This is a genomic window from Herbaspirillum chlorophenolicum (genome assembly GCF_001189955.1).
GTDB lineage: Bacteria > Pseudomonadota > Gammaproteobacteria > Burkholderiales > Burkholderiaceae_D > Herbaspirillum > Herbaspirillum chlorophenolicum.
This window is the reverse complement of the sequence record NZ_LFLT01000017.1, coordinates 59723-82290: the sequence shown is the minus strand read 5'-3', so window position 1 is coordinate 82290 and position 22568 is coordinate 59723. Positions and strand designations below refer to the sequence as shown.

Here is a 22568-nt window from a genome sequence, read left to right as displayed (position 1 = left end):
GAGAAGGCAATGAATCATTACGACTTCCAGGGCCGCAGCGCCATCATCACCGGCGGCGCCCAGGGTTTCGGTTACGCAGTGGCAGAGCGCCTGCTGCAAGGCAAAGCCAAGGTCGTGCTGTGGGACATGGACGAGAAGGCGCTGGCTGAAGCGCGCGCCAAGCTGGAGCCGCTGGGCAATGTCGAAACCATCAAGGTCGACATCTCCAGCGAAGCGGACGTCAAGAAAGCCATCGAAGCCACCGAAAAGGTCACCCAGTCCATCGATATCCTGGTGCACAGCGCCGGCATCGCCGGCCAGAACAATGTGGTGGCCGACTACTCGCCGGAAGAATGGCGCCGCGTGATCGACATCGACCTTAACGGCGCGTTCTACGTCAACCAGGTCGTCGTGCAGCGCATGATCGCCCAGAACTACGGCCGCATCGTCAACATCGCTTCCATCGCCGGCAAGGAAGGCAATCCTACCGCGTCGGCCTACAGCGCCGCCAAGGCCGGCATGATCGCCCTGACCAAGAGCCTGGGCAAGGAAACCGCGACCAAGAACATCGCCGTCAACGCCATCACCCCGGCCGCCGCGCAAACCCGCATCCTGGAGCAATGCACCCAGGCGCACATCGACTACATGCTGTCGAAGATCCCGCGCGCGCGTTTCGTGAAGGTGGAAGAACTGGCTGCCATGGTGGCCTGGCTGGTATCGGAAGAGAACTCCTTCACCACCGCATCGGTGTTCGACCTGTCGGGCGGCCGCGCGACCTATTAATGCCCTGCCGACGCCGCGCAAGGGAAGAAGCGCGGCGGGTGCGATTGCAAACGGATGGCAACGCATAGCAACACGGGCAAAGACCAGGCGGCACAACATTAGAAATTGCAGCACCGGCGGACGGAGTCCTTCCGTCCGCTAATCCAACAGCACAACAACAATAAGCGACCTCCGCGTATCACGCGGCGGCGATGGACTTTTTGCGCCTTCGGTTTTAATCAAAAGCCTTTCGAGGAGAGACATCATGGCAGCAGTACCCTATCCGGCCAGCGCGGCGGACATTCAGGAATCCAACCTTTACCGCAGAATCACCTGGCGCTTCGTGCCCTTGCTGATGATCTGCTTCGTGTTCGCCTACCTGGACCGCGTCAACATCAGTTTCGCCAAGCTGCAGATGCAAAGCGACCTGGGCTTCTCGGACGCCGTCTACGGCCTGGGTGCGAGCATCTTCTTCGTCGGCTACTTCCTGTTCGAAGTGCCGAGCAACATGATCTTGCACAAGGTCGGCCCCAAGCGCTGGATCGCCCGCATCATGGTTACCTGGGGCATCGCCTCGGCGGCGATGATGTTCGTCAGCAACGAGACCAGCTTCTACATCCTGCGTTTCCTGATCGGCTTGCTGGAAGCCGGTTTCGTGCCGGGTGCGCTGTACTTCTTCACCAACTGGTTCCCATCGGTGCGCCGCGGCCGCATCAACTCGCTGTTCATGGCGGCCATCGCCTTGTGCGGCATCATCGGCGGCCCGCTGTCGGGCGGCATCATGAAGTGGAGCCACGGCATGGCCGGCATGCACGGCTGGCAGTGGCTGTTCCTGCTGGAAGGCATTCCGTCGATCCTGCTGGGCGTGGTGTGCTACCTGGTGATCGACGACAAGATCGAAGACGCCCGCTGGTTGAAGCCTGAAGAGAAGAAGCTTCTGATCAACCGCATCGCGGCCGAACCCAAGAGCGAAGCGGTGCACTCCTTCGGCGCGGCATTGAAGCAGCCGTCGACCATCGTCATGTCGCTGATCTACCTGGTGCTGGCTTCCGGCATCTATGGCCTGGTGTTCTGGATGCCGCAACTGATCAAGACCGCCGGCACCGACGACACTTTCATCATCGGCCTGATCTCGATGGTGCCGTACATCTGCGCCGGCCTGGGCATGATCTTCATCGGCCGCAGTTCCGACCGCACCGGCGAACGCCGCTGGCACCTGGCCAGTTGCGCGCTGATCGGCGGCGTCGGCTACGCAGCCGCTGCCTACTTCGGCAACAACACGCTGATCCTGGTGATCGCACTGTCGGCTGCCGCCACCGGCATCATTGCAGGCATCGGCCTGTTCTGGATCCTGCCTCCGCGCGTGCTGTCGGGCGCCGCAGCCGCAGCCGGCATCGCGCTGATCAATTCGGTCGGCCAGTTGGGCGGCATCATCACTCCTTACATGGTCGGCAAGATCCGCGACCTGACCGGCAGCGCCGCCATCGGCCTGTACGTGGTCGCCGCCGAATGCCTGGTCGGCGCCGCCCTGCTGCTGTGGGCACTGCCACGCCGGATCTACTTCCGCGAGCCGGCCCAGAAGTGACGTTCACATAGTTCGCAAAACGCAAAACCCGCCTGATGGCGGGTTTTGCATTGGAGCGCCTGAAAAGCCGGGGCAACCCGACTCTCAATTGTTCAATGCCCCAAGGCAGCACGCTCCGGGGTAATGTTGCGCGACGGACGGGGAGCCGCCAATACCGGTTCTGCGGCATTGGCAACTTGCTGCTCATGTGCGGAGCCCAGCTTGAACTGGCTGACGACTTCGGACAAGCGCGCCGCTTGCTCCTGCATCGCTTCGGCCGCTGCCGCAGCCTGCTCGACCAGGGCGGCATTCTGCTGCGTGGTCTGGTCCATTTCGGTGATGGCCAGGTTGACCTGGCCGATGCCATCGCTTTGCTCGCTGCTGGCGGCGGTAATCTCGCCGACGATGTCGGCCACGTGGCGCACGCTGGCAACCACCTGGTCCATCGTGCTGCCGGCCTGGCCCACCAGTTGGCTGCCGGTGCCGACCTTGGCCACGGAGTCGTCGATCAGGCCCTTGATCTCCTTGGCCGCTGCCGCCGAACGCTGCGCCAGGGAACGCACTTCCGACGCCACGACCGCGAAACCGCGTCCCTGCTCGCCGGCGCGCGCGGCTTCCACTGCGGCATTCAACGCCAGGATGTTGGTCTGGAAGGCGATGCCATCGATCACGCCGATGATGTCGACGATCTTGCGCGAGGATTCGTTGATCGATCCCATGGTCGAGACCACCTGCGACACCACTTCCCCGCCCTGCTGCGCCACGGCCGAGGCCGAGGCAGCCAGCTGGTTGGCCTGGCGCGCGTTGTCGGCGTTCTGGTGCACGGTGGATGTCAGCTCCTCCATGGCCGAAGCGGTCTCTTCCAGCGAACCTGCCTGGCGTTCGGTCCGTGCCGACAGGTCGAGGTTACCGCTGGCGATCTCGCGCGATGCGGTAGAAATGGCATCGGTGCCGCTGCGCACCTGGCCGACGATGCGCGCAAGGTTGCCGGTCATGGCCTGCAACGCATGCAGCAGCTTGCCGGTCTCGTCACGGCGCGATGCCAGATGCGCATCCACTTGCATGGTCAGGTCGCCGGCGGCCACGGTCTCGGCCACGTCGACCGCCCGTTCCAGCGGGCGGGTGATGCCCACCGCCAGGCGCCAGGCGAACAGCCAGCCCAGCACGAACAGCAATGCACCCAGGGCCAGCATCAGGTTGCGGCTCTGCTCATAGATCCCCTGGATGTCCTGGGCAATCTGGTCGATGCCTGCCCGCTGCACATTCAGCAATTGCTGCAACAAGTCGAGGTAGCCCTTGGCCGCCGCATTGTAAGGTCCGCTCAGGATCTTCTCGACCTCGTCGACCTGGCCATCGGCCTTGGCCTTGGAGATGGCGTCGCGGTATTTGATGTAGTCCTTGCGAACCGCCGAGAGCTTGTCGAAAACGGCCTTCTCGGCGTCCGAACTCAGCAACGCCTCGATGGCCTTCTGCTGCTCGGTCGACAGCTTCGTGGAGATAGCCGCATCCTCGGCGAAAAAGGCAGCCAGGCTGGGATCGGTACTTTTGGCAATCGCCGTGGTGCGGCGCACGCTGGTATGGATGGTGCGGTACCAGTCCGACACCAGGCGCTCCTTGGTCAGCGGCTGCTGCATCATGGCTGCGGTGGCGCCGGCAATGCCATGCAGGCGCCAGATGGAGAACGCCACCACCACGCAGGCGGCAACCAGGATGAAAGCAAAGCCTAAAGCCAGGCGCTTGCCTATCTTCATGTTGGCGAAGTAGCTCATTTTTCCTCTTTCCGGAACTGTTGATTTTTGATATTGGGGAAGAAGCTCGTTGACGATCTGATCTTGTTGTCGCGCTGCCGTTGTGGACCGGAAGCATTATTCTGATCGTCGTGCCGCTGGCTGTCGCTCTCGTCTCCCCCTTTGCGAAACCGCCATCGGTGCGCTGGTATTGTGTCCAATAACGGCTGCCGGCAGATATTCGTATTTCTACCTAGGATTTATTTGCAATCAGTCAACATACCCGCATTCATCGCGACTGCCCTGTGATGCGGCAAGGGCCCCATATCAGGCAGTCGGATATAAAAAAAGGATGCCTTGGCATCCTTTTTTTGCATTCTCTTCACTTGGCCTGCACAAAATCCTCAATCGTCTGGCTTGCCGGGAAATGCACAGTGAAGGTACTGCCATGGTCCGGTACCGACTGGATATCCAGCACGGCACGGTGGCGCAGCAACACGTGGCGCACGATCGCCAGCCCCAGGCCGGTGCCCTGGGTTTCGCGCGAGCGGCTCTTGTCGACGCGATAGAAACGTTCGGTCAACCGGGAAATATGCTCGGGGCTGATGCCGATGCCGGTGTCCTGCACGGAAAAATGTGCGCCCTTTTCGTCGCTTTCCCAGCGCAGCATGATGCGTCCCGACGGCGGCGTGTAACGCACGGCGTTGGTCACCAGATTGGTAAAGGCGCTGCGCAGCTCATCAATGTTGCCCTTCAGGTCCGGGCCTCGCACTTCCAGCGTGATGTCATGCTTGCCGGCCGATAACGCGCGCGCCTCTTCGGCGATGCCTTCGAGCAGCGGCCGCACCCGCACAACTTCCGAACGCAACGGGTAGTCGATCGATTCAAGCCGGGTCAGGGTCAGCATGTCGTCGATCAGGTTTTGCATGCGCTGGCCCTGTTCGGTCATGAGCGTCAGGTGTGCGGTGCGGGTTTCCGGATCGAGCTTGGGCTGGGCCAGGGCGATTTCCAGGAAGCCGTTGATGACCGTCAGCGGCGTGCGCAGTTCGTGCGAAGCATTGGCGACGAAGTCGCGCCGCATCATGTCGATGCGCTCGGACTCGGTGGCGTCATGGGTGACCAGGATCTGGCGGCGGTTCTCGAAGGGAATGAGCTGCACGATCAGCTTGCGCTCATGCAGCGCCAGTGTCAGCGGCTGCTCGTAGCGGCCCAGGATGATGTAGTCGATGAAGGCCGGATTGCGGATCAGGTTGGTGACGCGCATGCCCTTGTCGCGCTCCAGCTTCAAGCCCAGGTGCTGCTGCGCGGCCGGATTGCACCATTCGAGGAACAGCACATCGTCCATGATCACCACGCCATCGGGCAACAGGCTCATGGCCTGGCGAAAGCGCGCCAGCCACTCGGCCAGTTCGGCCTGGTTTTTTTCGTCGTCCCGGCGCATGCGGTACAGGCGGGCATAAACGTCGGTCCACGCCCCCCAGCCGTCCGGCAGGCGCGACTGGCCGGAGTCGTCCAGCCAACTGGAGAGGCGGAACAGGTAATGCAAGTGGGTCACCATCATCGCCCCCACACCCAGCACTGCGACAACCAGGCCGACGATAGGGCCGAAGAAGAAAGCGACGACTCCCGCTCCGGCCAGGCACAACACCAGGCGCAAAATGGCGGGAATCCAGAACAGCAGTTGTGGACTCATTGAAATCGAAAGGAAGACGTGGAGCGCTGTGCGCTTATATGGGCCTGATTGTGATAACAAGGCCCTATTCTCGCTCTATTTTGTCGACAGCATGTAACCGACGCTGCGCACGGTCTTGATCAGATATTCCGCATCGCGCAACGCCTTGCGCAGGCGCAGCACATGCACATCTACCGTACGCTCTTCAATCACCACATGGTCGCCCCACACTCTATCCAATAACTGGCTGCGCGAGAACACCCGGTCCGGGTGGGCAAGGAAGAACTTCAGGAGCTTGTACTCGGCATGGCCGATATCGATCTTGCCGCCCGACAAGGTCACCGAACAACTGGCCGGATCGAGCATGATAGGGCCGGCCGACATGATTTCCTGGGCATGTTCGGGGCTCTTGCGGCGCAGCAGCGCCTTGATGCGAGCGGTGAGCTCGCGCGGGGAAAACGGTTTGGTGATGTAATCGTCGGCGCCATTGTCGAGGCCGGCGATCTTGTCTTCTTCCATGCTCTTGGCGGTAAGCATGATGACCGACAATTGCTGCAGCTGGCGGTCGGCGCGGATGCGCGAGAGCAGGTGCAAACCGCTGCGGTCGGGCAGCATCCAGTCCAGCAACACCAGTTGCGGCGCGCGGTGCTGGACAAAGTCCCAGGCCGCGGCGGCATTCGACACGACAAAACTGGACCAGCCGGCTTCCTTGAGCGTGAAGGCAATCAGCTCGGCAATCGACGGTTCGTCTTCGACGATCAGGATAGTGGTCATTGGGTCAACTTCTTCTCAAGTTTGCGGGTCTCCCTCCGCACTGCGGATCTCCGCGCGGGCCGGCAGCTCATCGGTACTGGCTGCCGTTTTTCTCCGCGCGGATCCGGGTACTGCCTTTTCAGTCAGCCGCTTCGTCAGCCACCTTGGCCGAACCGACGTCGGTATGGCGGATATCGACACCGCCCACCACATACACCACGTACTCGGCGATGTTCTTGGCATGGTCGCCGATGCGCTCAATGGCCTTGGCCACCCACAAGGTGTCGATGGAACCGGAGATGGTGCGCGGGTCTTCCATCATGAAGGTGATCAGGCTACGGGTGATCGAGCGGAAACCGTGGTCGATGCTGGCATCCTGCTTGATCAGTTCCAGCGCCTGCTGGTCGTCCAGGCGGGCGAAGGCATCCAGCGCGCTGCGCAGGATATCGCCGGCCTGTTCGGCGATCAGGCTGACCGTCTCATAGTGGTTGATCAGGCCGATGCCGCGCTTGTGCAGATGGATCGCGGTACGCGCGATCTTGGTCGCTTCGTCGCCGACGCGTTCGAGGTCGGTGATGATCTTGATGGTCGCCATCACGGTACGCAAGTCGTTGGCGGTCGGCTGACGGCGCACGATCAGGTGGCTGCACGCATCGTCGAGTTCGACTTCCAGGCGGTTCACCGCCTCATCGTCCTTCATCACGCGCTTGGCCACGTCAACGTTGCCGGTGCGGAAAGCCGCTATCGCATCCTGAAACTGATGCTCAACCAGCCCGCCCATGGCGAGCACCTTCGAACGGATAGCTTCCAGATCGCTGTCGTATTGCTTGGAGGAGTGATCGCCTGTCATGTGACGTCCCTAAATAATAAAAAATATGTGCTTAGACTACGTATCGAGGTGCGGTTCAAGCGTAGCGAGCAATCCCGAGGTCTGCGGGAGAAGCGCAGCCGTACTGGGGTACGGCGACGAATCCTCTAACCTGCAGCACAGAGATTGGGATGCGCAGTAGCTTGAACCGTGCCTTATCCGAAGCGGCCTGTGATGTAGTCTTGGGTTTCTTTGCGCACCGGATTCATGAAGATCTGGTCCGTCTCGCCAAACTCCACCAGCTCGCCCAGGTACATGTAAGCGGTATAGTCCGAGCAACGCGCGGCCTGCTGCATGTTGTGGGTGACGATGGCGATGGTGTAGTCGTTCTTCAGCTCGCCGATCAGCTCTTCCACCTTGGCCGTGGAAATCGGGTCCAGCGCCGAGGTCGGTTCATCCAGCAGCAGCACTTCGGGCTTGACCGCCACGCCGCGCGCGATACACAGGCGCTGTTGCTGGCCGCCGGAGAGCGACAGGCCGCTCTTGTGCAGCTTGTCTTTCACTTCACCCCACAGTGCCGCCTTGTTCAGCGCCCATTCGACGCGCTCGTCCATCTCGCCCTTGGGCAGGTTCTCGTACAGGCGGATACCGAAGGCGATGTTGTCGTAGACCGACATCGGGAACGGGGTCGGCTTCTGGAACACCATGCCGACCTTGGCGCGCAGCATGTTCAAGTCCTGGCCGGCTTCGAGGATGTTCCTGCCGGCGTACACGATCTTGCCTTCGGCGCGCTGGCCGGGGTAGAGGTCGTACATGCGGTTAAAGGTGCGCAGCAGGGTCGACTTGCCACAGCCCGATGGGCCGATGAAGGCGGTGACCTTGCCTTCATAGATGTCGAGGTTGATGTTCTTCAGGCCCTGGAATCCACCGTAGTAAAAATTCAGCTGCGAGATCTCGATCGTGGACTTCTTGGCCGCAGCGGCGTTGGCGGATGCGGTCGGAGCAGAGTTTGCCATTTGAGCAGTAGTCATGTCGGTCACTTGAAAAATTAGCCGGGGATTTGTTGCTTGAACAGGGTACGAGACAGCACGTTGAGCAGCAGCACGCTGAAGGTGATCAGCAGCGCCCCGCCCCAGGCCAGCGAGACCCAGTTGTCGTACGGGCTCATCGCGAACTGGTTGATCACCACCGGCAAGTTGGCGATCGGACGGTTCATGTTGGTGCTGAAGAACTGGTTGTTGAGTGCGGTGAACAGCAGTGGCGCAGTCTCGCCCGAAATACGGGCCACCGCCAGCAGCACCCCGGTCACCACGCCGGCCTTGACGGCGCGCAAGCGCACGATCACGGCGACTTTCCAGCGTGGGGCGCCGAGTGCGAAGGCGGCTTCACGCAGGCCGCTGGGAACCAGCTTAAGCATGTTGTCGGTGGTACGCACAACCACCGGGATGGCGATCAGCGAAATGGCGAAAGTACCGGCCCAGCCCGAAAAGTGGCCGACGTTGGCAACGTAGATCGCATAGATGAACAGGCCGATGACGATGGACGGGGCCGACAGCATGATGTCGGTCACGAAGCGGGTCACCTGGGCCAGCTTGCTCTCTTCGCCGTATTCGGCCAGGTAGACGCCGGCCAGGATGCCGATCGGGGTGCTGATCAGGGTACTGATGCCGACCATCAGCAGGCTGCCGACGATAGGGTTCAGCAAACCGCCGCCGTCGCCGCCGGGACCCGGGGTATTTTCAGTCAGCAGGCCGAAATTGAGCGCTGCCACACCCTTGATTACCAGGGTCAGCAGGATCCAGGCCAGCACGAACAGGCCCAGGCCCATCGCCAGGAAGGAGAACAGCATACCGATGCGATGCTGGAACAGGCGGCGGCGGTACACCGGATTCATTGCCTCCGGGTTGTCGATGCCGCCGGTTGCGGTCACTTGATTGGCTTGGCTCATTTGGCACCTTCCTTGCGGGTCATGCCCATCAGCATGATCTTGGCCGCGGACAGGACGATAAATGTGATGACGAACAGGATCAAGCCCAGCGCAAACAGCGAGGAGACGTGCAGCCTGCTGGACGCTTCGGCGATTTCATTGGCCAGCGTGGAGGCGATACTGTTACCGGCCGAGAACAGCGACCAGGACAAGCGGTGCGAGTTGCCGATCACGAAGGTGACGGCCATGGTCTCGCCCAGCGCGCGGCCCAGGCCCAGCATCACGCCGCCGACCACACCGGTCTTGGTGTACGGCAGCACCACCTTGCGCACCACTTCCCAGCGGGTGCAGCCCAGGCCGTAAGCCGATTCCTTGAGCACGGCCGGCACCACTTCGAACACGTCGCGCATGACCGAAGAGATGAACGGGATGATCATCACCGACAGGATCAGGCCTGCGGTCAGGATGCCGATACCCATGGTCGGGCCGGAGAACAGCACGCCCAGGCCGGGGATCTGGCCCAGCGTCGCCTTCAGGAAGGGCTGGCCGTATTCCGAGAACAGCGGTGCGAACACAAACAAACCCCACATGCCGTAGATGATGCTGGGCACGCCGGCCAGCAGTTCGACTGCGGTGCCCAGCGGACGACGCAGCCTGGCGGGGCAGATTTCGGTCAGGAACAGGGCGATGCCGAAGCTCACCGGAAAAGCGATCAGCAACGCAATGATCGACGTCGACAACGTGCCGACGATGGCGATCATGGCGCCGTACTGGTCATTGGTCGGGTCCCATTCGACCCGTGTGATGAAGCCCGGGCCAAACTCATGGAAGGCCGGCCAGGCGCCGATGAAGAGGGAAACGATGATGCCGCCCAGCATCAGCAGCACGGTCAGTGCGAAGATGAGGGTGAGCTTGTGGAACAGGAAATCTTGCAGTCGTTGCCTGCGCATGACGGCCAACAGCCGTTCGTGCGCGGCCTGCGCACTTTCAGTATCTGCCGCGGATTTTTTTACTTCGGAATTCGACATAGCCGTAGCGGGGTAATTTGCGCTCATTTTGAATTCACCATTAAAACGGGCCATCGCTGCGAATGCTCTGCTACCCAGAGTTGCTCGTTCTCGCCGCGATGGCCCGTGTGCTTCGTTGGAAGAAGCTTTCTTTTCAGCTTTTCAGCTGTCCTGGCAGGGATGCCTTGCGGCATCCCATCAAGGGTTCAGTGATAAGGCGATTACCAGATCGCCTTGCCGCTGCTGTCCTTGAGGTTGGCCTTCCAGGAGTCTTCCACCAGCTTGGTGACCGAAGCCGGCAGCGGGACGTAGTCCAGTTCCGATGCGGACTTGGCGCCGTTCTTGTACGCCCAGTCGAAGAACTTCAGGACTTCCTTGCCCTTGCCGCCATCGCCAGCCTGTTCCTTGTGCAGCAGGATGAAGGTAGCGCTGGAGATCGGCCACGAAGCCTTGCCGGCTGCATCAGTGAAGTCGACAGCGAAGCCCGGGGTCTTGGCCCAGTCGCCGGCGGCGGTAGCGGCCTTGAAGGATTCGTCGTCAGGCGACACGAAAACGCCGTCCTTGTTCTTCAGTTGGGTGAAGTTCAGCTTGTTCTTCTTCACGTAAGCGTATTCGACGTAGCCGATTGCGCCCTTGACCTTTTGCACGTTGGCAGCGACGCCTTCGTTACCCTTGCCGCCCACGCCGGTCGGCCACTTCACGGCCGTGCCTGCGCCAACCTTGCCCTTGAAGTCATCGTTGGCCTTCGACAGGTAGCTGGTGAACACGTACGAGGTGCCCGAAGCGTCCGAACGGTAGACCACGGTGATGTCATCGGCCGGCAGCTTCATGCCTGGGTTCAGGGCGACGATTTCAGCAGCGTTCCACTTGGTGATCTTGCCGGAGTAGATGTCGCCCAGCACATGGCCGGACAGCTTCACTTGGCCTGGGGTGATGCCGTCCAGGTTGATGACCGGGACCACGCCGCCGACGACTGCCGGGAATTGGGTCAGGCCGGCTTCAGCCAGTTCTTCCTGCTTCAGGGGAGCATCCGATGCGCCGAAGTCGACGGTCTTGGCCTTGATTTGCTTGATGCCGCCGCCCGAGCCGATCGACTGGTAGTTCAGGCTGTTGCCGGTAGCTGCCTTGTACAGTTCCGCCCACTTGGCGTAGATCGGGTACGGGAAGGAGGCGCCTGCGCCGGTGATTTCTGCTGCATGCACTGCGCCGCTGAACACGAAGGTGCCGGCGACGGCGACTGCAACAGATTTAATCAGTTGGTTAAACCCCATTTCTGATACTCCTATGTATTTGAGAGATTGAGTGTCACTGAGACATCACGATTGGTGGGATGCACTTCTGGGACAGGGCGAACTTTAACCAGCAAATGTGACGAGTTTATGACGGAGACCTGTCATGAAGCCCAGAGGGAAATTTGTACAAATCCTGGAATGGCAGCCCGGCATGGCAAGGCCGGAAAGGAGCGCCAAACGATGAAACAGCGCGGAAATGCCGTACCGGCGCGGCACGGTGCCTTGATGGAAAAAGATGACTGGAAGGCATTTTTTCAAAAAATAACCATATGACAACAATCGTCGTAGCCACTTCCAGGGAAATTCTGTGACAAATGTTCAGGGAAGTTGTCATAAACTCGTCATACATCCTAAATACACTGCCCGGAAAACAAGGATGGACAGGGAACATTGAATGACCAGAAAAGCAAAACCGGAAACCAGAGACCTACCTGAACTTCCCTCCAGTACGATCTATCTCAACCGCGAACTGTCGCAGCTGGCGTTCAACCGCCGCGTGCTGGCCCAAGCCGAAGATCCCGCCGTACCGCTGCTGGAGCGGCTGCGCTACCTGTGCATCTGCAGCAGCAACCTCGACGAATTCTTTGAAGTGCGCATCGCCAGCCTGCTGGCCAACCGCATCGAGGGCGAAAATATCGATCCGCCCGAACTGCGCGCCGCGCTCGAACGCACCAGCGTCGAATGCCACCGCATCGTGTCGCGCCAATACCAGGTGCTCAACGACGAGATCCTGCCGCAGCTGGCCGCCAACGGCATCCACCTGCTGCGCCACGAAGACCGCAACGAAGCCCAGCGCGCCTGGGTGAAAGGCTACTTCGAGCAGAATGTGCGCCCGCTGCTCACGCCCATCGGCCTGGACCCGGCCCACCCGTTCCCGCAGGTGGTCAACAAAAGCCTGAACTTCATCATCGAACTGTCCGGCAAGGACGCCTTCGGGCGCGGCACCGGCGTGGTCATCGTCAAGGCGCCGCGCGTACTGCCGCGCGTGATCCGCCTGCCGGAGCACTTGTCGGCCAAGGGTGCGGCTTCGTTCTGCCTGCTCTCTTCGGTCATCCACGCGCATATCGCCGAACTGTTCCCGGGGCGCGAGATCACCGCGTATTCGCAATTCCGCGTGACCCGCAACAGCGACCTGTGGGTGGACGAAGAAGAAGTGAAGAACCTGCGCCAGGCGCTGGAGACGGAACTGCAAAGCCGGCAATTCGGCGTGGCCGTGCGGCTGGAAGTGGCCAGCAACTGCCCCGAGCACCTGGCCCAGTTCCTGCTGAACCAGTTCAACATCGAGCGCAACCGCCTGTACGCGGTCGAAGGGCCGGTGAACATGGTGCGCCTGGGCGAGATCGCCAATCTGGTGAACCAGCAAGAGCTGCGTTTCCCGCCCTTCTCGCCCACCCTGCCGCACCTGCTGATCAGCGACAACATCTTCCGGGTGCTCGACAAGAAGGACGTGCTGCTGCACCACCCCTTCCAGTCCTTCCAGCCGGTGGTCGACTTCATCCGCACCGCCGCGCACGACCCGAACGTGGTGGCGATCAAGCAGACCATCTACCGTACCGGCATGAACTCGGACCTGATGGAGGCCCTGATCTACGCCGCCCAGCACGGCAAGGAAGTGACGGTGATCGTGGAGTTGATGGCGCGCTTCGATGAAGAGGCCAACATCAACTGGGCGGTCAAGCTGGAACAGGCCGGCGCCCAGGTGGTGTACGGCGTGGTCGGCCTGAAGACGCACGCCAAGCTGGCGCTGGTGATCCGCCGCGAAGAGCAGGTGCTGCGCTTCTACGCCCACCTGGGCACCGGCAACTACCACCCCACCACCACCAAGTTCTATACCGACTTCGGCCTGCTGACCTCCAACCAGGAACTCACCGCCGAAGTCAACGAAGTGTTCATCCACCTGACCAGCCTGACCAAGCCGCGCCACCTCACGCACCTGTGGCTGGCGCCGTTCTCGCTGCAAAAGGAAATCATCCGCGCCATCCGCAACGAGGCGCAGATTGCACGCGAAGGCCGTCCGGCGCGCATCATCGCCAAGATGAACGCGCTATTGGACGAATCGGTGATCCGCGCGCTGTATGCGGCATCAAGCGACGGCGTCAAGATCGACCTGATCGTGCGCGGCGCCTGCGCGCTGCGTCCGGGCGTACCCGGCCTGTCGGAAAACATCAAGGTACGTTCCATCATCGGCCGCTACCTGGAACACTCGCGCATCTATTACTTCCGCAACGACCTGGCGCACGATGTCTACCTGGCCAGCGCCGACTGGATGAACCGCAACCTGTTCCGCCGCATCGAAGTCGCATTCCCGGTACTGGACAAGGCGCTCAAGAAACGTGTGATCACCGAAGGCCTGAATCCGTATTTGAAAGACAACACCAATTCCTGGCACCTGGATGCCAATGGCGTCTATACCTTGAAGAAGGCACGCAACAAGCAGCATACTTTCAGCGCACAGCAGCACCTGATGACCACGTTAGGCATTCCGGCCACATTGCCGGAAGAATGAAGCCCACCCCGGGCCATACGCTAAACAGACAGGAGCCTGAGATGGATTTGATTTTGTGGCGGCATGCGGAAGCGGAATTGGGCGAACCCGACGAAGGCCGTGCCCTGACGCCCAAAGGACACAAGCAGGCTGGCAAGATCGCCGACTGGCTGGACCGCAACCTGCCGGAAAGCTGCCGTATCCTGGTCAGCCCGGCCACCCGCACGCTGCAAACGGTCGAGGCGCTGGGACGCAAGTACCGGGTACACCCGGAACTGGCGCCCGACAAGTCGGCAGAGGATCTGCTGCGCGCGGCCAACTGGCCCGACAGCCGCGAACCGGTACTCATCATCGGCCACCAGCCGACCCTGGGCCTGGTGGCTTCGCAGTTGATCTGCGGCCAGCCGCAGGAATGGTCGCTGCGCAAGGCCAACGTCTGGTGGATCGCCCAGCGCGAACGCGGCGACATTACCACCAGCTACCTCAAGGCGGTCATCGCGCCGGAACTGATCGCCAGCTCGGGCAAGCACCACTCTCGCTGAACTGGCAAATAAAAAAACGGCCCGGTCATCCAACCGGGCCGTTTCGCATGCAAACAAACCATGCAGCCGAGCGCTTAAAAGGTCTCCCATTCGTCGCCATCGTCCGACGGCGGCGCACTGCGCGCCGGCCTGGAGACAGGCTTGGCCACCGGCTTTGCCGCAGGGCGTGCCGGTTGCGGCTTGGCGGCCACAGGAACCGTCGCCGGCGCGACGTAGGCATGCGAAGCCTGGCTGCCGTCGATACGGAAGATCGACACTTCCTGCATCAAGCTCTGTGCCTGTTGTTCCAACGCCTTGGCGGCAGCGCTGGCTTCTTCCACCAATGCAGCGTTTTGCTGGGTGGCTTCATCCATCTGCGATACCGCGCGCGACACCTGGCCAATGCCGGCGCTCTGTTCGCTGGAGGCGGCCGAAATTTCGCCCATGATGTCGGTCACGCGCTGCACCGCATTGATCACGTCGCTCATGGTGGTACCGGCCTGGCCAGCCAGTTCGGAACCGGCCTGCACACGATCCACTGACAGCATGATCAATTCCTTGATCTCCTTGGCGGCACTGGAAGAACGTTGCGCCAGCGCGCGCACTTCCGTGGCCACCACCGCAAAGCCGCGGCCCTGCTCGCCGGCGCGCGCCGCTTCCACTGCGGCGTTCAGCGCCAGGATGTTGGTCTGGAAAGCGATGCCATCGATGATGCTGACGATGTCGGTGATCTTGGTGGAACTCTCGCGGATCTCTTCCATGGTCTGCACCACGCGGCCGACCACGGCGTTGCCGTCGGATGCAATGGTCGAGGCGTTGACCGCCAGCGTCGAGGCCTGGCGGGCGTTATCGGCATTGTGCTTCACGGTGCTGGTCAGTTGTTCCATGCTGGAAGCGGTCTCTTCCAGCGAAGCCGCCTGCTGCTCGGTACGGGAAGAAAGGTCGAGGTTGCCCGAGGCGATCTCACGGGTAGCGGTAGCGATGGCATCGCTGCCGCTGCGCACCGCGCGCACGGTGCGCGACAGGTTTTCCTGCATATGCGACAGGCCTTCCAGCAACTGGCCCATCTCGTCCTTCGAGTGTACGTGCACCTGCTGGGTCAGGTCGCCGTCAGCGATGGCGCCGAAGTGCTGGAGCGCGCGACGCATGGGTTCGGCGATGGCACGCCGCAGCGACAGCCAGCTATACAGCGCCAGGATCAGGCCAAGCGCGATCGCCACAATGGAAAAGGTGCGCGACGCCTCATAACGGCGGTTGGAAACGGCCAGGCTATGTTCGGCCTGCTCGCTTTCATACTTGCTCAATGCCTGGCCGTCGCCCTGCATGGCGGTGTAGATGGTGCCGACCTGGCGCGCCTGGTCGCCGATGGCCTTGCGGTCGCCGGTCTTGATGACTTCGGCGAACTTGACCAGCGCCTGCTCGGTTTTTTCGATGCCGTCCGAGACCTTCTGCACCAGCACCTTGCCCTCTTCGGTCTGCGGCAGCGCGGTGTACTTGGCCCACCAGTTCAGCGCTTCCTTGCGGCCGTTGGCATCCATGCCGAACATGCGCTCGGCCCAGGCCGGGTCATCGGTCATCGCGGCCTGGTCCAGCGAGGTGCGCTGGCGGCCGATCCAGATCAGGACATTATCGGCGGCAACGGTCTTGGGAATGCGTTCTTCCGTGAGTTCGCGGCTGATGCTGACAGCGGCCGACATGCCGAGCAGCCCGGCGGTTCCGATCGCAACCAGCAATAGCGACAGGATAAAGATGGCGATGGCGAGCCGTGCTTTTATAGAAATATTTTTGAAGGACATAGGAGACAGTGTTCTGGTGGATGAGAAAAAACGCGGCAAGCCGCGCTACAACCCAAAGAGCGCCTATAACGCACGAAGGACAAGCTCTGCTCTCCCAGGACATGGTGCTCGAATCTTCAAGGCCTGTTCAGATGAAATCCACGCCTGCTGGCAGCTCTTGGAAGCTTGCGTCCGGATTCGACATGAACCGGCTCTGGCTAAGCGCGCTCCCCTTGATGCATCCATGCAAAGAACGCGCCATTGGCTGTTCTATCTTAACGGCAACATTTCAGGAATCTTCAGTGTCCGGCGCTCCGCCTGCCCATCGGCCCGGACAGAAAAAAAGCGCTGCAGCTAGAAGCTTGCAGCGCTTTCAACATCCATTGATTTTGATTTAACTTTTTTTACACCTTTGCCGCCGCGCGATGGCGCGCAATGACTTGGTGTTTTGACATGCAAACAGATCAGAACTCTTCGAACTCATCGTCGCGGATCACCTGTCCCGGTTTGCGGGCCGGCGCAGCAGGCGGCAAGCTGGCAACCGGCTTGACTGGCTTGGCGGCCACATCGATGGCGGCTGGCGGATTCACCGGACGCATCGGCATGGCAGCCAACGGCGCACTGGCGCCAGAGATTGCTTGCTCCCCCAGCTTCAGCTTGAAGATGGCAACCGCCTGGGCCAGCACATCGGACTGCTCCTGCAAGCTCTCGGCGGCCGCCGCAGCCTGCTCCACCAGAGCGGCGTTCTGCTGGGTGATCTCATCGATCTGCGCGATCGCGTGATTGACTTCGGCAATGCCGGCGCTCTGCTCCTGGCTGGCGGCGGTGATTTCGCCCATGATATCGGCCACGTGCTTGACCGAGGTCACGATCTCGCTCATTGTCGTGCCGGCTTCATCGACCAGCTTGCCGCCGGCATCAACCTTATCCACCGAATCACTGATCAGGCCCTTGATTTCCTTGGCCGCAGTCGCCGAGCGCTGGGCCAGCGAACGCACTTCGGAAGCCACCACCGCAAAGCCGCGGCCCTGTTCGCCGGCTCGCGCGGCTTCCACCGCAGCGTTCAGTGCCAGGATATTGGTCTGGAATGCGATGCTGTCGATCACGCCGATGATGTCGACGATCTTGCGCGAGCTTTCCTTGATCGAGCCCATGGTTTCCACCACATCGCCAACCACGCGCCCGCCCTTGGTCGCAAAGTCCGACGCCGACACCACCAACTGGTTGGCCTGGCGCGCATTCTCGGCGTTTTGCTGCACGGTCGAGGTCAGCTGTTCCATCGAGCTTGCGGTTTCTTCCAGGCTGGAAGCCTGCGACTCGGTACGGTTGGACAAGTCGACGTTGCCGCGCGCAATCTCATGCGAGGCCACGGCGATGATGGCCGCACTTTCCTTCACGTCGTTCAAGGTGACGGCCAGATTGGACTGCATCGCCCCCAGCGCATTGACCAGCATCGCCGCCTCATCGCGGCCCTTGTCATGGAAATCCTGCGTCAGGTCGCCGCTGGAGATGGTTTCGGCGATATTGCCGGCACGCTTCAACGGGTTGACGATGGAGCGGGTAATCACGAAGGTGAAGAAGAATCCCAGTCCCAGCGTCAGCACACCGATCACCAGCATGCCGATCTGCGCCTTGCGGTAACTTTCCTTGGCGTCAGCGTGGGCGGCATTCATGTCGTCTTGCTGGTAGACCGCCAGCGCGGCCACACTGGCCATCCATTTTTCATGGGCAGGCAAAAAATCGCTCTTCAACAATTGCGCCGCATCGAAATAATTGCCGCTGCCGACTTGCCCGCGAATGGTCTCGACAATGGGGAACAGCTTCTTGCGCTCCGCCACCGCCGCATCCAGCAACTCCTTGCCGCGGCCGTTGCTCGACAGCGCGGTCAACTGGCCTTCGAAGCCGGCATACGCTTGCAGGATCTTGGTCAGGTGTTCATTCTCGACCGTGCCCTCGGCGGCGTCGGTAGGCGTCACCACCTTGCGCAACGCCAGCGCCAGCTGGCTGCCGGACTCGCGCATATTCATCGCGGTGGTCATGCCGGCCACCTTTTTATCAATCACGTATTCGCTGCTGGTTTCCAGTTCGGCCATGCGCCACAAGCCGATCAGGAGGATCGCGGTCGCGCACAGAAGGATGAGGCAAAAGCCGAATGCAAGGCGTGTGCCGATCTTGAGATTTTGGATCATGAATGTGTTCTTCCCTGTTAGAACAACCACTGTATTGCAGGCATCGATCCGATGGCGGCGTACCGGCGTGCCCCTCTTTTCTTTCCCCCATGCATGCCAACCAGCATGATTCATGCCTGCCTTCCCACCATCCAGCAAGCGACACGAACCAAGGCATACGACAACAGGCGGCAAGCCGAAAACCGGCGGCCGCGCAGCGAGCATCTTGTTTTTATCTGAATAATTTAACCGGAACCCAGCCCAGGCTGGCAATGTGCGCCGTTGCAACTGGCAACGGCATATTGTTATGACGAACCGACGTGCCGCATCTTAGAAGACGCTCCAGTCGCCAGCAAATGCTTTGTCGGCATGCATTTATGTGACTTTTGCATAGTTTGTTCAATTCGGGGCAGACGCCCCGAATAAGGGCATGCGCCTCTTCACGTAGCCCTCGCTACGGAAAAAAATGCGCATGCCAGGTACCTCGTCATGCCTCCACACAGCGCATTGCCATTCCTGCAATGCGCCCCCCGCCAATCCATCAGAATTCCTCCCAATCGTTGGCATCGCCTCCGGCCTTGGCTACCTTGGCGGGTTTAGGCGCATCGGTATGTTGCAGCGCCATCTTGGCAACAGGCTTGGCGGGCGACACCGTCCGGGGAACAGTTTTCAATGCCGGCTTGCGCGGCGCAGCCACCGCAGCCGGGACAACTGCCTTGCGCGGCTGCACTGCCGGTGCAGCCATGCTTACCGGTTCGGTGTCGCCCATCTTGAACACACTGACCGTATCCCATAGCAGCTCTGCCTGCTTTTGCAGGCTTTCCGCCGCAGCGGCGGCCTCCTCCACCAGCGCGGCATTCTGCTGGGTAATGGATTCCATCTGCGTGATCGCATCATTGACCTGGGCGATACCGGTGCTCTGCTCCTGGCTGGCCGAGGTGATTTCGCTCATGATGCCTGCCACCTGGCGCACCGAATTCACGATCTCCCCCATGGTGATGCCGGCTTCGTCGACCAGTTTGCCGCCGGTGTCCACCTTTTGTACCGAATCGCCGATCAGTTCCTTGATTTCCTTGGCCGCCGTGGCGCTGCGCTGCGCCAGCGAACGCACTTCGGACGCCACCACGGCGAAACCGCGGCCCTGCTCGCCCGCACGGGCCGCCTCCACCGCGGCGTTCAGGGCCAGGATATTGGTCTGGAAGGCGATACCGTCGATCACGCTGATGATGTCGACGATGCGGTTGGAACTGTCCTTGATGGCGCCCATGGTCTGCACCACGCTGCCGACCACATCGCCGCCGCGCACGGCCAGCTGCGAAGCGGAACTGGCCAATTGGTTGGCCTCTCGCGCATTCTCGGCATTCTGCTGGACGGTAGACGTCAGCTCCTCCATGGCGCTGGCAGTCTCTTCCAGGCTGGACGCCTGCGATTCGGTGCGGCGCGACAGGTCGGCGTTGCCGGTGGCGATCTCGCGCGAGGCAATCTGGATGACGTCGATGCTGGAGCGCACATTGCCGACGATGCCGCCAAGGCTGCCGGTCATCTCGTTGAGCGAACCCAGCAACTGCGCCGACTCGTCGCGCCCCCGCGCCCCGCTGCGCGCAGTGAGGTCGCAAGCCGCCACGCGCTTGGCCATGCCCACCGACTCCTGGATGGGAGCCGTGACCGAACGCGTGATCAGCACCCCGAACCAGGCCGCAGCCAGCGCCAGCAGCAGGATCGAGCCGAGCACCACCATCTGGTTGCGGCGCAGGGTCTGATTCTGCGCATCCAACTGGGCGGCAAGCACTTCCGTCACCTGCCCGATCGCCTTGAACTGCTCATCGATCGCAGCGGTGAACTCCTTGAAGTAGGCATCCGATGCGTAGGTCACTTCCTGCGGCAGCAGTACCTGTTCGCGCGCCAGCTTGATAACGCTGTTGCCGCCGCGATTGGCCGTGTCGAAGGTCGCGCCCAGTTTATCTTTCAGCGAGGGATTGGCCTCCACTGCCTTGGCAAAGTACTTCTGCGCGGAGTTCAAACGATCCTGCGCGCGTTCCAGCATCGCGACCAGTTCCAGCCGGTCTTCGCGCTTGATGTCTTTCTTGATCAGCAAAGCGGCGCCGCGCGCACGGGCGCGCCCAAGATCTTCGGTCAGGCCCGGCATGGAAACGAAGGCCGCATTGATCAGTTGCGTGCTGTCGAAATCGGGGTCGGTACTGTATTTAAAGTAGTCCAGCATCCGCTCATTGAGTTCGAACAGGCCGGCGATGATCGCGCTATGGCCGGCAAAACTGTCCGGAGCGGTGATGCCTTTACCCGCGATGGCATCGCGTAGCTTGACCCAGGCGGCCTGCTGCGACTTGAAGGCATTTTCTGCCTTGCCATCATCCCGCATCACCTCGTGCAAACCGTCTGCCAGCGCTTGCAGTGCCTTGTCGACCTCCTGCGCCTTGCTTTCACGGGCGGATGCCATCGCGGCATCGCCACTGAGCAGCACCGCCGACATGCCGCGATGCTGCTGTACCAGTTGCACGCTGCGCAGCAGGCGGCGCACCGGTTCGACACCTTCGATTTCCATCTTCTTGAAGGCGATCACTTGCTCGGTGCTGCGGACAAACAGCGTGGTGGGCACGCCGAACAGGATCAGGGCGATTCCGCCCAGCAAAGCGAACTTCTGCCAAAGCATCAGGTTGGCAAGCAAACGTTTCATCACATTCCCCCTCACGAGATATTGAAATAACCGCTTACGCGGATGGTTTCTCTTCCCTTGTTTTTTTAGTATTTCTATTGCTTCGCGCCGTCAAAAACTCAAATGGGCAGACAGCCGTTTCAGTTTTAGCAAATTCCGTTCCAATGGCAAGGCCGGCAAGCGAAAACACTTGCCGGCGCCGGAACATTAATCGGGGGGAAACGCAGAGCTGGAACGGCGAGGCCGCATCTGCGGCAGACGATGCCACGCAAAGGCATCATTGCCTTTACTGCAATGTTTTGCGGACAAAGAGACGAGACGATCCATATCGTCCCAAGAAGCGCCCCACCCACCAGGACAACCCAGTGGGCCGGCGGTCAGACAGACCTCAGCGCGACTCGCGCGCCGGCTCGATGACAGCTACCTTCAGCGGTTCGGGAAGATGCACATGGTGCAGGTGCTGCAGGAACTGCTGCGTCGCCGACTCCCACGAACGGCGTTCGGCATGGGAGCGCACCACATCCTTGTCCAGCCGAAGCGCCTGCAGGCAGGCCTGCTTCAGATCGTTCTTCAGCACGCCGGAGACGCCATTATCGACCACGTCGATCGGCCCCTCCACCGGATAGGCAGCGACCGGGATACCGCAGGCCATCGCTTCCAGCAACACCAGCCCGAAGGTATCGGTCTTGCTGGGGAACACGAAGGCATCGGCGCAGTTGTAGTAAGCCGGCAGCTCGTCATGCCCCTTGGCGCCAAGGAAGCGCACCTTGGGATAGCGCTGCGACAGCTCTTCGTACTGCGGGCCATCGCCCACCACCCACTTGGTGCCGGGCAGGTCCAGCTTGAGGAAGGATTCGATATTCTTTTCCACCGCCACTCGGCCGACATACAGGAACAGCGGACGCTCGATGCAGGCGTGGTCTTCAGCCGCCGGGCGGAAATGCACGGTATCGACGCCGCGCCCCCACAGCACAACGTTGCGAAAACCCTGCTCCTCCAGCGCCAGCTTCATCGCCGGCGTGGGCACCATCACTGCCTGCGAACGGCCATGGAACCAGCGCAGCAGGCGATAGGTAATGGCCTTGGGCAGCAGCTTGCGGGCCGCCAGGTATTCCGGGAACCGGGTGTGGTAAGCCGTGGTGAAGTTAAGCTTGTGGCGCACGCAATAGCGGCGCGCCGCCAGCCCCATCGGCCCTTCGGTGGCGATGTGGATGCAATCGGGATGGAAACGTTCCAGCGCCTCGGTGATGCGTGCGTAAGGCTGATAAGCCAGGCGGATTTCCGGATAGGTGGGGCAAGCGAATGTACGGAAATCGCGTGGCGTGAGCATCAGCACTTCGTGCCCCGCCGCGCGCAGGCAGCGCACGGTGGAGCGCAAGGTGTTGACGACTCCGTTGACTTGCGGTTCGCCCGCGTCGCTGATAATGGCAATGCGCATAAAACTTAGAACATGTTGA

General features: G+C 61.2%; 17 protein-coding genes. 5 read left to right on the top strand and 12 right to left on the bottom strand.

From position 1 onward, the window contains the following. Positions 1 to 9: 9 nt before the first annotated feature. Together AKL28_RS12445 and AKL28_RS12440 are read left to right on the top strand one after the other, a co-directional pair. Positions 10 to 762: an SDR family NAD(P)-dependent oxidoreductase gene (locus AKL28_RS12445; RefSeq protein ID WP_050468458.1), complete on the top strand. Its 753-nt coding sequence runs from the start codon at positions 10 to 12 to the stop codon at positions 760 to 762. A gap of 244 nt (positions 763 to 1006) precedes the next feature. Next, on the top strand, positions 1007 to 2326 hold the full coding sequence (locus AKL28_RS12440; protein WP_050468457.1) for an MFS transporter: 1320 nt from the start codon (positions 1007 to 1009) through the stop codon (positions 2324 to 2326). A 92-nt stretch (positions 2327 to 2418) separates the two neighbouring features. Here the strand turns inward: AKL28_RS12440 and AKL28_RS12435 are convergent, their stop codons facing one another. The 8 genes from AKL28_RS12435 to pstS all read right to left on the bottom strand — a co-directional run bounded on the left by AKL28_RS12435 (position 2419) and on the right by pstS (position 11470). Then, the gene (locus AKL28_RS12435) at positions 2419 to 4074 is read right to left on the bottom strand and encodes a methyl-accepting chemotaxis protein (RefSeq protein ID WP_050468456.1); all 1656 of its coding nucleotides are present in this window, start codon (positions 4072 to 4074) and stop codon (positions 2419 to 2421) included. Positions 4075 to 4414: 340 nt separating this feature from the next. Then, positions 4415 to 5725, bottom strand: a complete 1311-nt coding sequence (gene phoR, locus AKL28_RS12430) for a phosphate regulon sensor histidine kinase PhoR (protein WP_050468455.1) — start codon at positions 5723 to 5725, stop codon at positions 4415 to 4417. Positions 5726 to 5800: 75 nt separating this feature from the next. Then, the gene (locus tag AKL28_RS12425; RefSeq protein ID WP_050468454.1) at positions 5801 to 6478 is read right to left on the bottom strand and encodes a response regulator; all 678 of its coding nucleotides are present in this window, start codon (positions 6476 to 6478) and stop codon (positions 5801 to 5803) included. A gap of 118 nt (positions 6479 to 6596) precedes the next feature. Further along, the gene (gene phoU, locus AKL28_RS12420; protein ID WP_050468453.1) at positions 6597 to 7307 is read right to left on the bottom strand and encodes a phosphate signaling complex protein PhoU; all 711 of its coding nucleotides are present in this window, start codon (positions 7305 to 7307) and stop codon (positions 6597 to 6599) included. 173 nt (positions 7308 to 7480) lie between these two features. Further along, positions 7481 to 8281, bottom strand: a complete 801-nt coding sequence (gene pstB, locus AKL28_RS12415) for a phosphate ABC transporter ATP-binding protein PstB (protein WP_050468452.1) — start codon at positions 8279 to 8281, stop codon at positions 7481 to 7483. Positions 8282 to 8313: 32 nt separating this feature from the next. Then, positions 8314 to 9213, bottom strand: coding sequence for a phosphate ABC transporter permease PstA (gene pstA, locus AKL28_RS12410; protein ID WP_050468451.1), 900 nt, complete (start codon positions 9211 to 9213; stop codon positions 8314 to 8316). Continuing rightward, entirely contained in the window at positions 9210 to 10220 is a 1011-nt protein-coding gene (pstC, locus tag AKL28_RS12405; RefSeq protein ID WP_050468450.1) for a phosphate ABC transporter permease subunit PstC, read from the bottom strand. The genes pstA and pstC overlap by 4 nt, the downstream gene beginning before the upstream one ends. A 200-nt stretch (positions 10221 to 10420) precedes the next feature. After that, positions 10421 to 11470: a phosphate ABC transporter substrate-binding protein PstS gene (gene pstS, locus AKL28_RS12400; protein ID WP_050468449.1), complete on the bottom strand. Its 1050-nt coding sequence runs from the start codon at positions 11468 to 11470 to the stop codon at positions 10421 to 10423. A 108-nt stretch (positions 11471 to 11578) separates the two neighbouring features. On the opposite strand from pstS, the gene AKL28_RS24435 reads away from it, so the two are divergent. The 3 genes from AKL28_RS24435 to AKL28_RS12390 all read left to right on the top strand — a co-directional run bounded on the left by AKL28_RS24435 (position 11579) and on the right by AKL28_RS12390 (position 14518). Then, on the top strand, positions 11579 to 11764 hold the full coding sequence (locus AKL28_RS24435; RefSeq protein ID WP_156226309.1) for a hypothetical protein: 186 nt from the start codon (positions 11579 to 11581) through the stop codon (positions 11762 to 11764). Positions 11765 to 11885: 121 nt separating this feature from the next. Then, complete coding sequence (gene ppk1 / locus AKL28_RS12395; RefSeq protein WP_050468448.1) at positions 11886 to 13997, top strand: polyphosphate kinase 1; 2112 nt, start codon at positions 11886 to 11888, stop codon at positions 13995 to 13997. Positions 13998 to 14038: 41 nt separating this feature from the next. After that, on the top strand, positions 14039 to 14518 hold the full coding sequence (locus tag AKL28_RS12390; RefSeq protein ID WP_050468447.1) for a SixA phosphatase family protein: 480 nt from the start codon (positions 14039 to 14041) through the stop codon (positions 14516 to 14518). 74 nt (positions 14519 to 14592) lie between these two features. Here AKL28_RS12390 and AKL28_RS12385 read toward each other — a convergent pair whose 3' ends face one another. The 4 genes from AKL28_RS12385 to AKL28_RS12370 form a co-directional block, all read right to left on the bottom strand. Further along, entirely contained in the window at positions 14593 to 16293 is a 1701-nt protein-coding gene (locus AKL28_RS12385) for a methyl-accepting chemotaxis protein (protein WP_050468446.1), read from the bottom strand. A gap of 443 nt (positions 16294 to 16736) precedes the next feature. Next, a complete protein-coding gene (locus AKL28_RS12380; RefSeq protein WP_050468445.1) occupies positions 16737 to 18461 on the bottom strand; it encodes a methyl-accepting chemotaxis protein in 1725 nt (574 codons plus the stop codon). A gap of 520 nt (positions 18462 to 18981) precedes the next feature. After that, positions 18982 to 21132 (bottom strand): methyl-accepting chemotaxis protein, encoded by a 2151-nt coding sequence (locus AKL28_RS12375; RefSeq protein ID WP_082221469.1) that lies wholly within the window; start codon positions 21130 to 21132, stop codon positions 18982 to 18984. A 367-nt stretch (positions 21133 to 21499) separates the two neighbouring features. Beyond that, positions 21500 to 22549, bottom strand: coding sequence for a glycosyltransferase family 4 protein (locus AKL28_RS12370; RefSeq protein WP_050468444.1), 1050 nt, complete (start codon positions 22547 to 22549; stop codon positions 21500 to 21502). Between the last annotated feature and the right edge of the window lie 19 nt (positions 22550 to 22568).

What these genes read in the sequence shown, in the direction of transcription:
- ppk1 (WP_050468448.1), top strand. Translation starts at nt 11,886, where the DNA reads ATGACCAGAAAAGCAAAACCGGAAACCAGAGACCTACCTGAACTTCCC.
- AKL28_RS12440 (WP_050468457.1), top strand. Translation starts at nt 1,007, where the DNA reads ATGGCAGCAGTACCCTATCCGGCCAGCGCGGCGGACATTCAGGAATCC.
- AKL28_RS12435 (WP_050468456.1), bottom strand. Translation starts at nt 4,074, where the DNA reads ATGAGCTACTTCGCCAACATGAAGATAGGCAAGCGCCTGGCTTTAGGC.
- AKL28_RS12370 (WP_050468444.1), bottom strand. Translation starts at nt 22,549, where the DNA reads ATGCGCATTGCCATTATCAGCGACGCGGGCGAACCGCAAGTCAACGGA.
- AKL28_RS12390 (WP_050468447.1), top strand. Translation starts at nt 14,039, where the DNA reads ATGGATTTGATTTTGTGGCGGCATGCGGAAGCGGAATTGGGCGAACCC.
- pstS (WP_050468449.1), bottom strand. Translation starts at nt 11,470, where the DNA reads ATGGGGTTTAACCAACTGATTAAATCTGTTGCAGTCGCCGTCGCCGGC.
- pstA (WP_050468451.1), bottom strand. Translation starts at nt 9,213, where the DNA reads ATGAGCCAAGCCAATCAAGTGACCGCAACCGGCGGCATCGACAACCCG.
- AKL28_RS12380 (WP_050468445.1), bottom strand. Translation starts at nt 18,461, where the DNA reads ATGATCCAAAATCTCAAGATCGGCACACGCCTTGCATTCGGCTTTTGC.
- AKL28_RS24435 (WP_156226309.1), top strand. Translation starts at nt 11,579, where the DNA reads ATGACGGAGACCTGTCATGAAGCCCAGAGGGAAATTTGTACAAATCCT.
- pstB (WP_050468452.1), bottom strand. Translation starts at nt 8,281, where the DNA reads ATGGCAAACTCTGCTCCGACCGCATCCGCCAACGCCGCTGCGGCCAAG.
- AKL28_RS12375 (WP_082221469.1), bottom strand. Translation starts at nt 21,132, where the DNA reads ATGAAACGTTTGCTTGCCAACCTGATGCTTTGGCAGAAGTTCGCTTTG.
- phoR (WP_050468455.1), bottom strand. Translation starts at nt 5,725, where the DNA reads ATGAGTCCACAACTGCTGTTCTGGATTCCCGCCATTTTGCGCCTGGTG.
- AKL28_RS12425 (WP_050468454.1), bottom strand. Translation starts at nt 6,478, where the DNA reads ATGACCACTATCCTGATCGTCGAAGACGAACCGTCGATTGCCGAGCTG.
- AKL28_RS12385 (WP_050468446.1), bottom strand. Translation starts at nt 16,293, where the DNA reads ATGTCCTTCAAAAATATTTCTATAAAAGCACGGCTCGCCATCGCCATC.
- pstC (WP_050468450.1), bottom strand. Translation starts at nt 10,220, where the DNA reads ATGTCGAATTCCGAAGTAAAAAAATCCGCGGCAGATACTGAAAGTGCG.
- phoU (WP_050468453.1), bottom strand. Translation starts at nt 7,307, where the DNA reads ATGACAGGCGATCACTCCTCCAAGCAATACGACAGCGATCTGGAAGCT.
- AKL28_RS12445 (WP_050468458.1), top strand. Translation starts at nt 10, where the DNA reads ATGAATCATTACGACTTCCAGGGCCGCAGCGCCATCATCACCGGCGGC.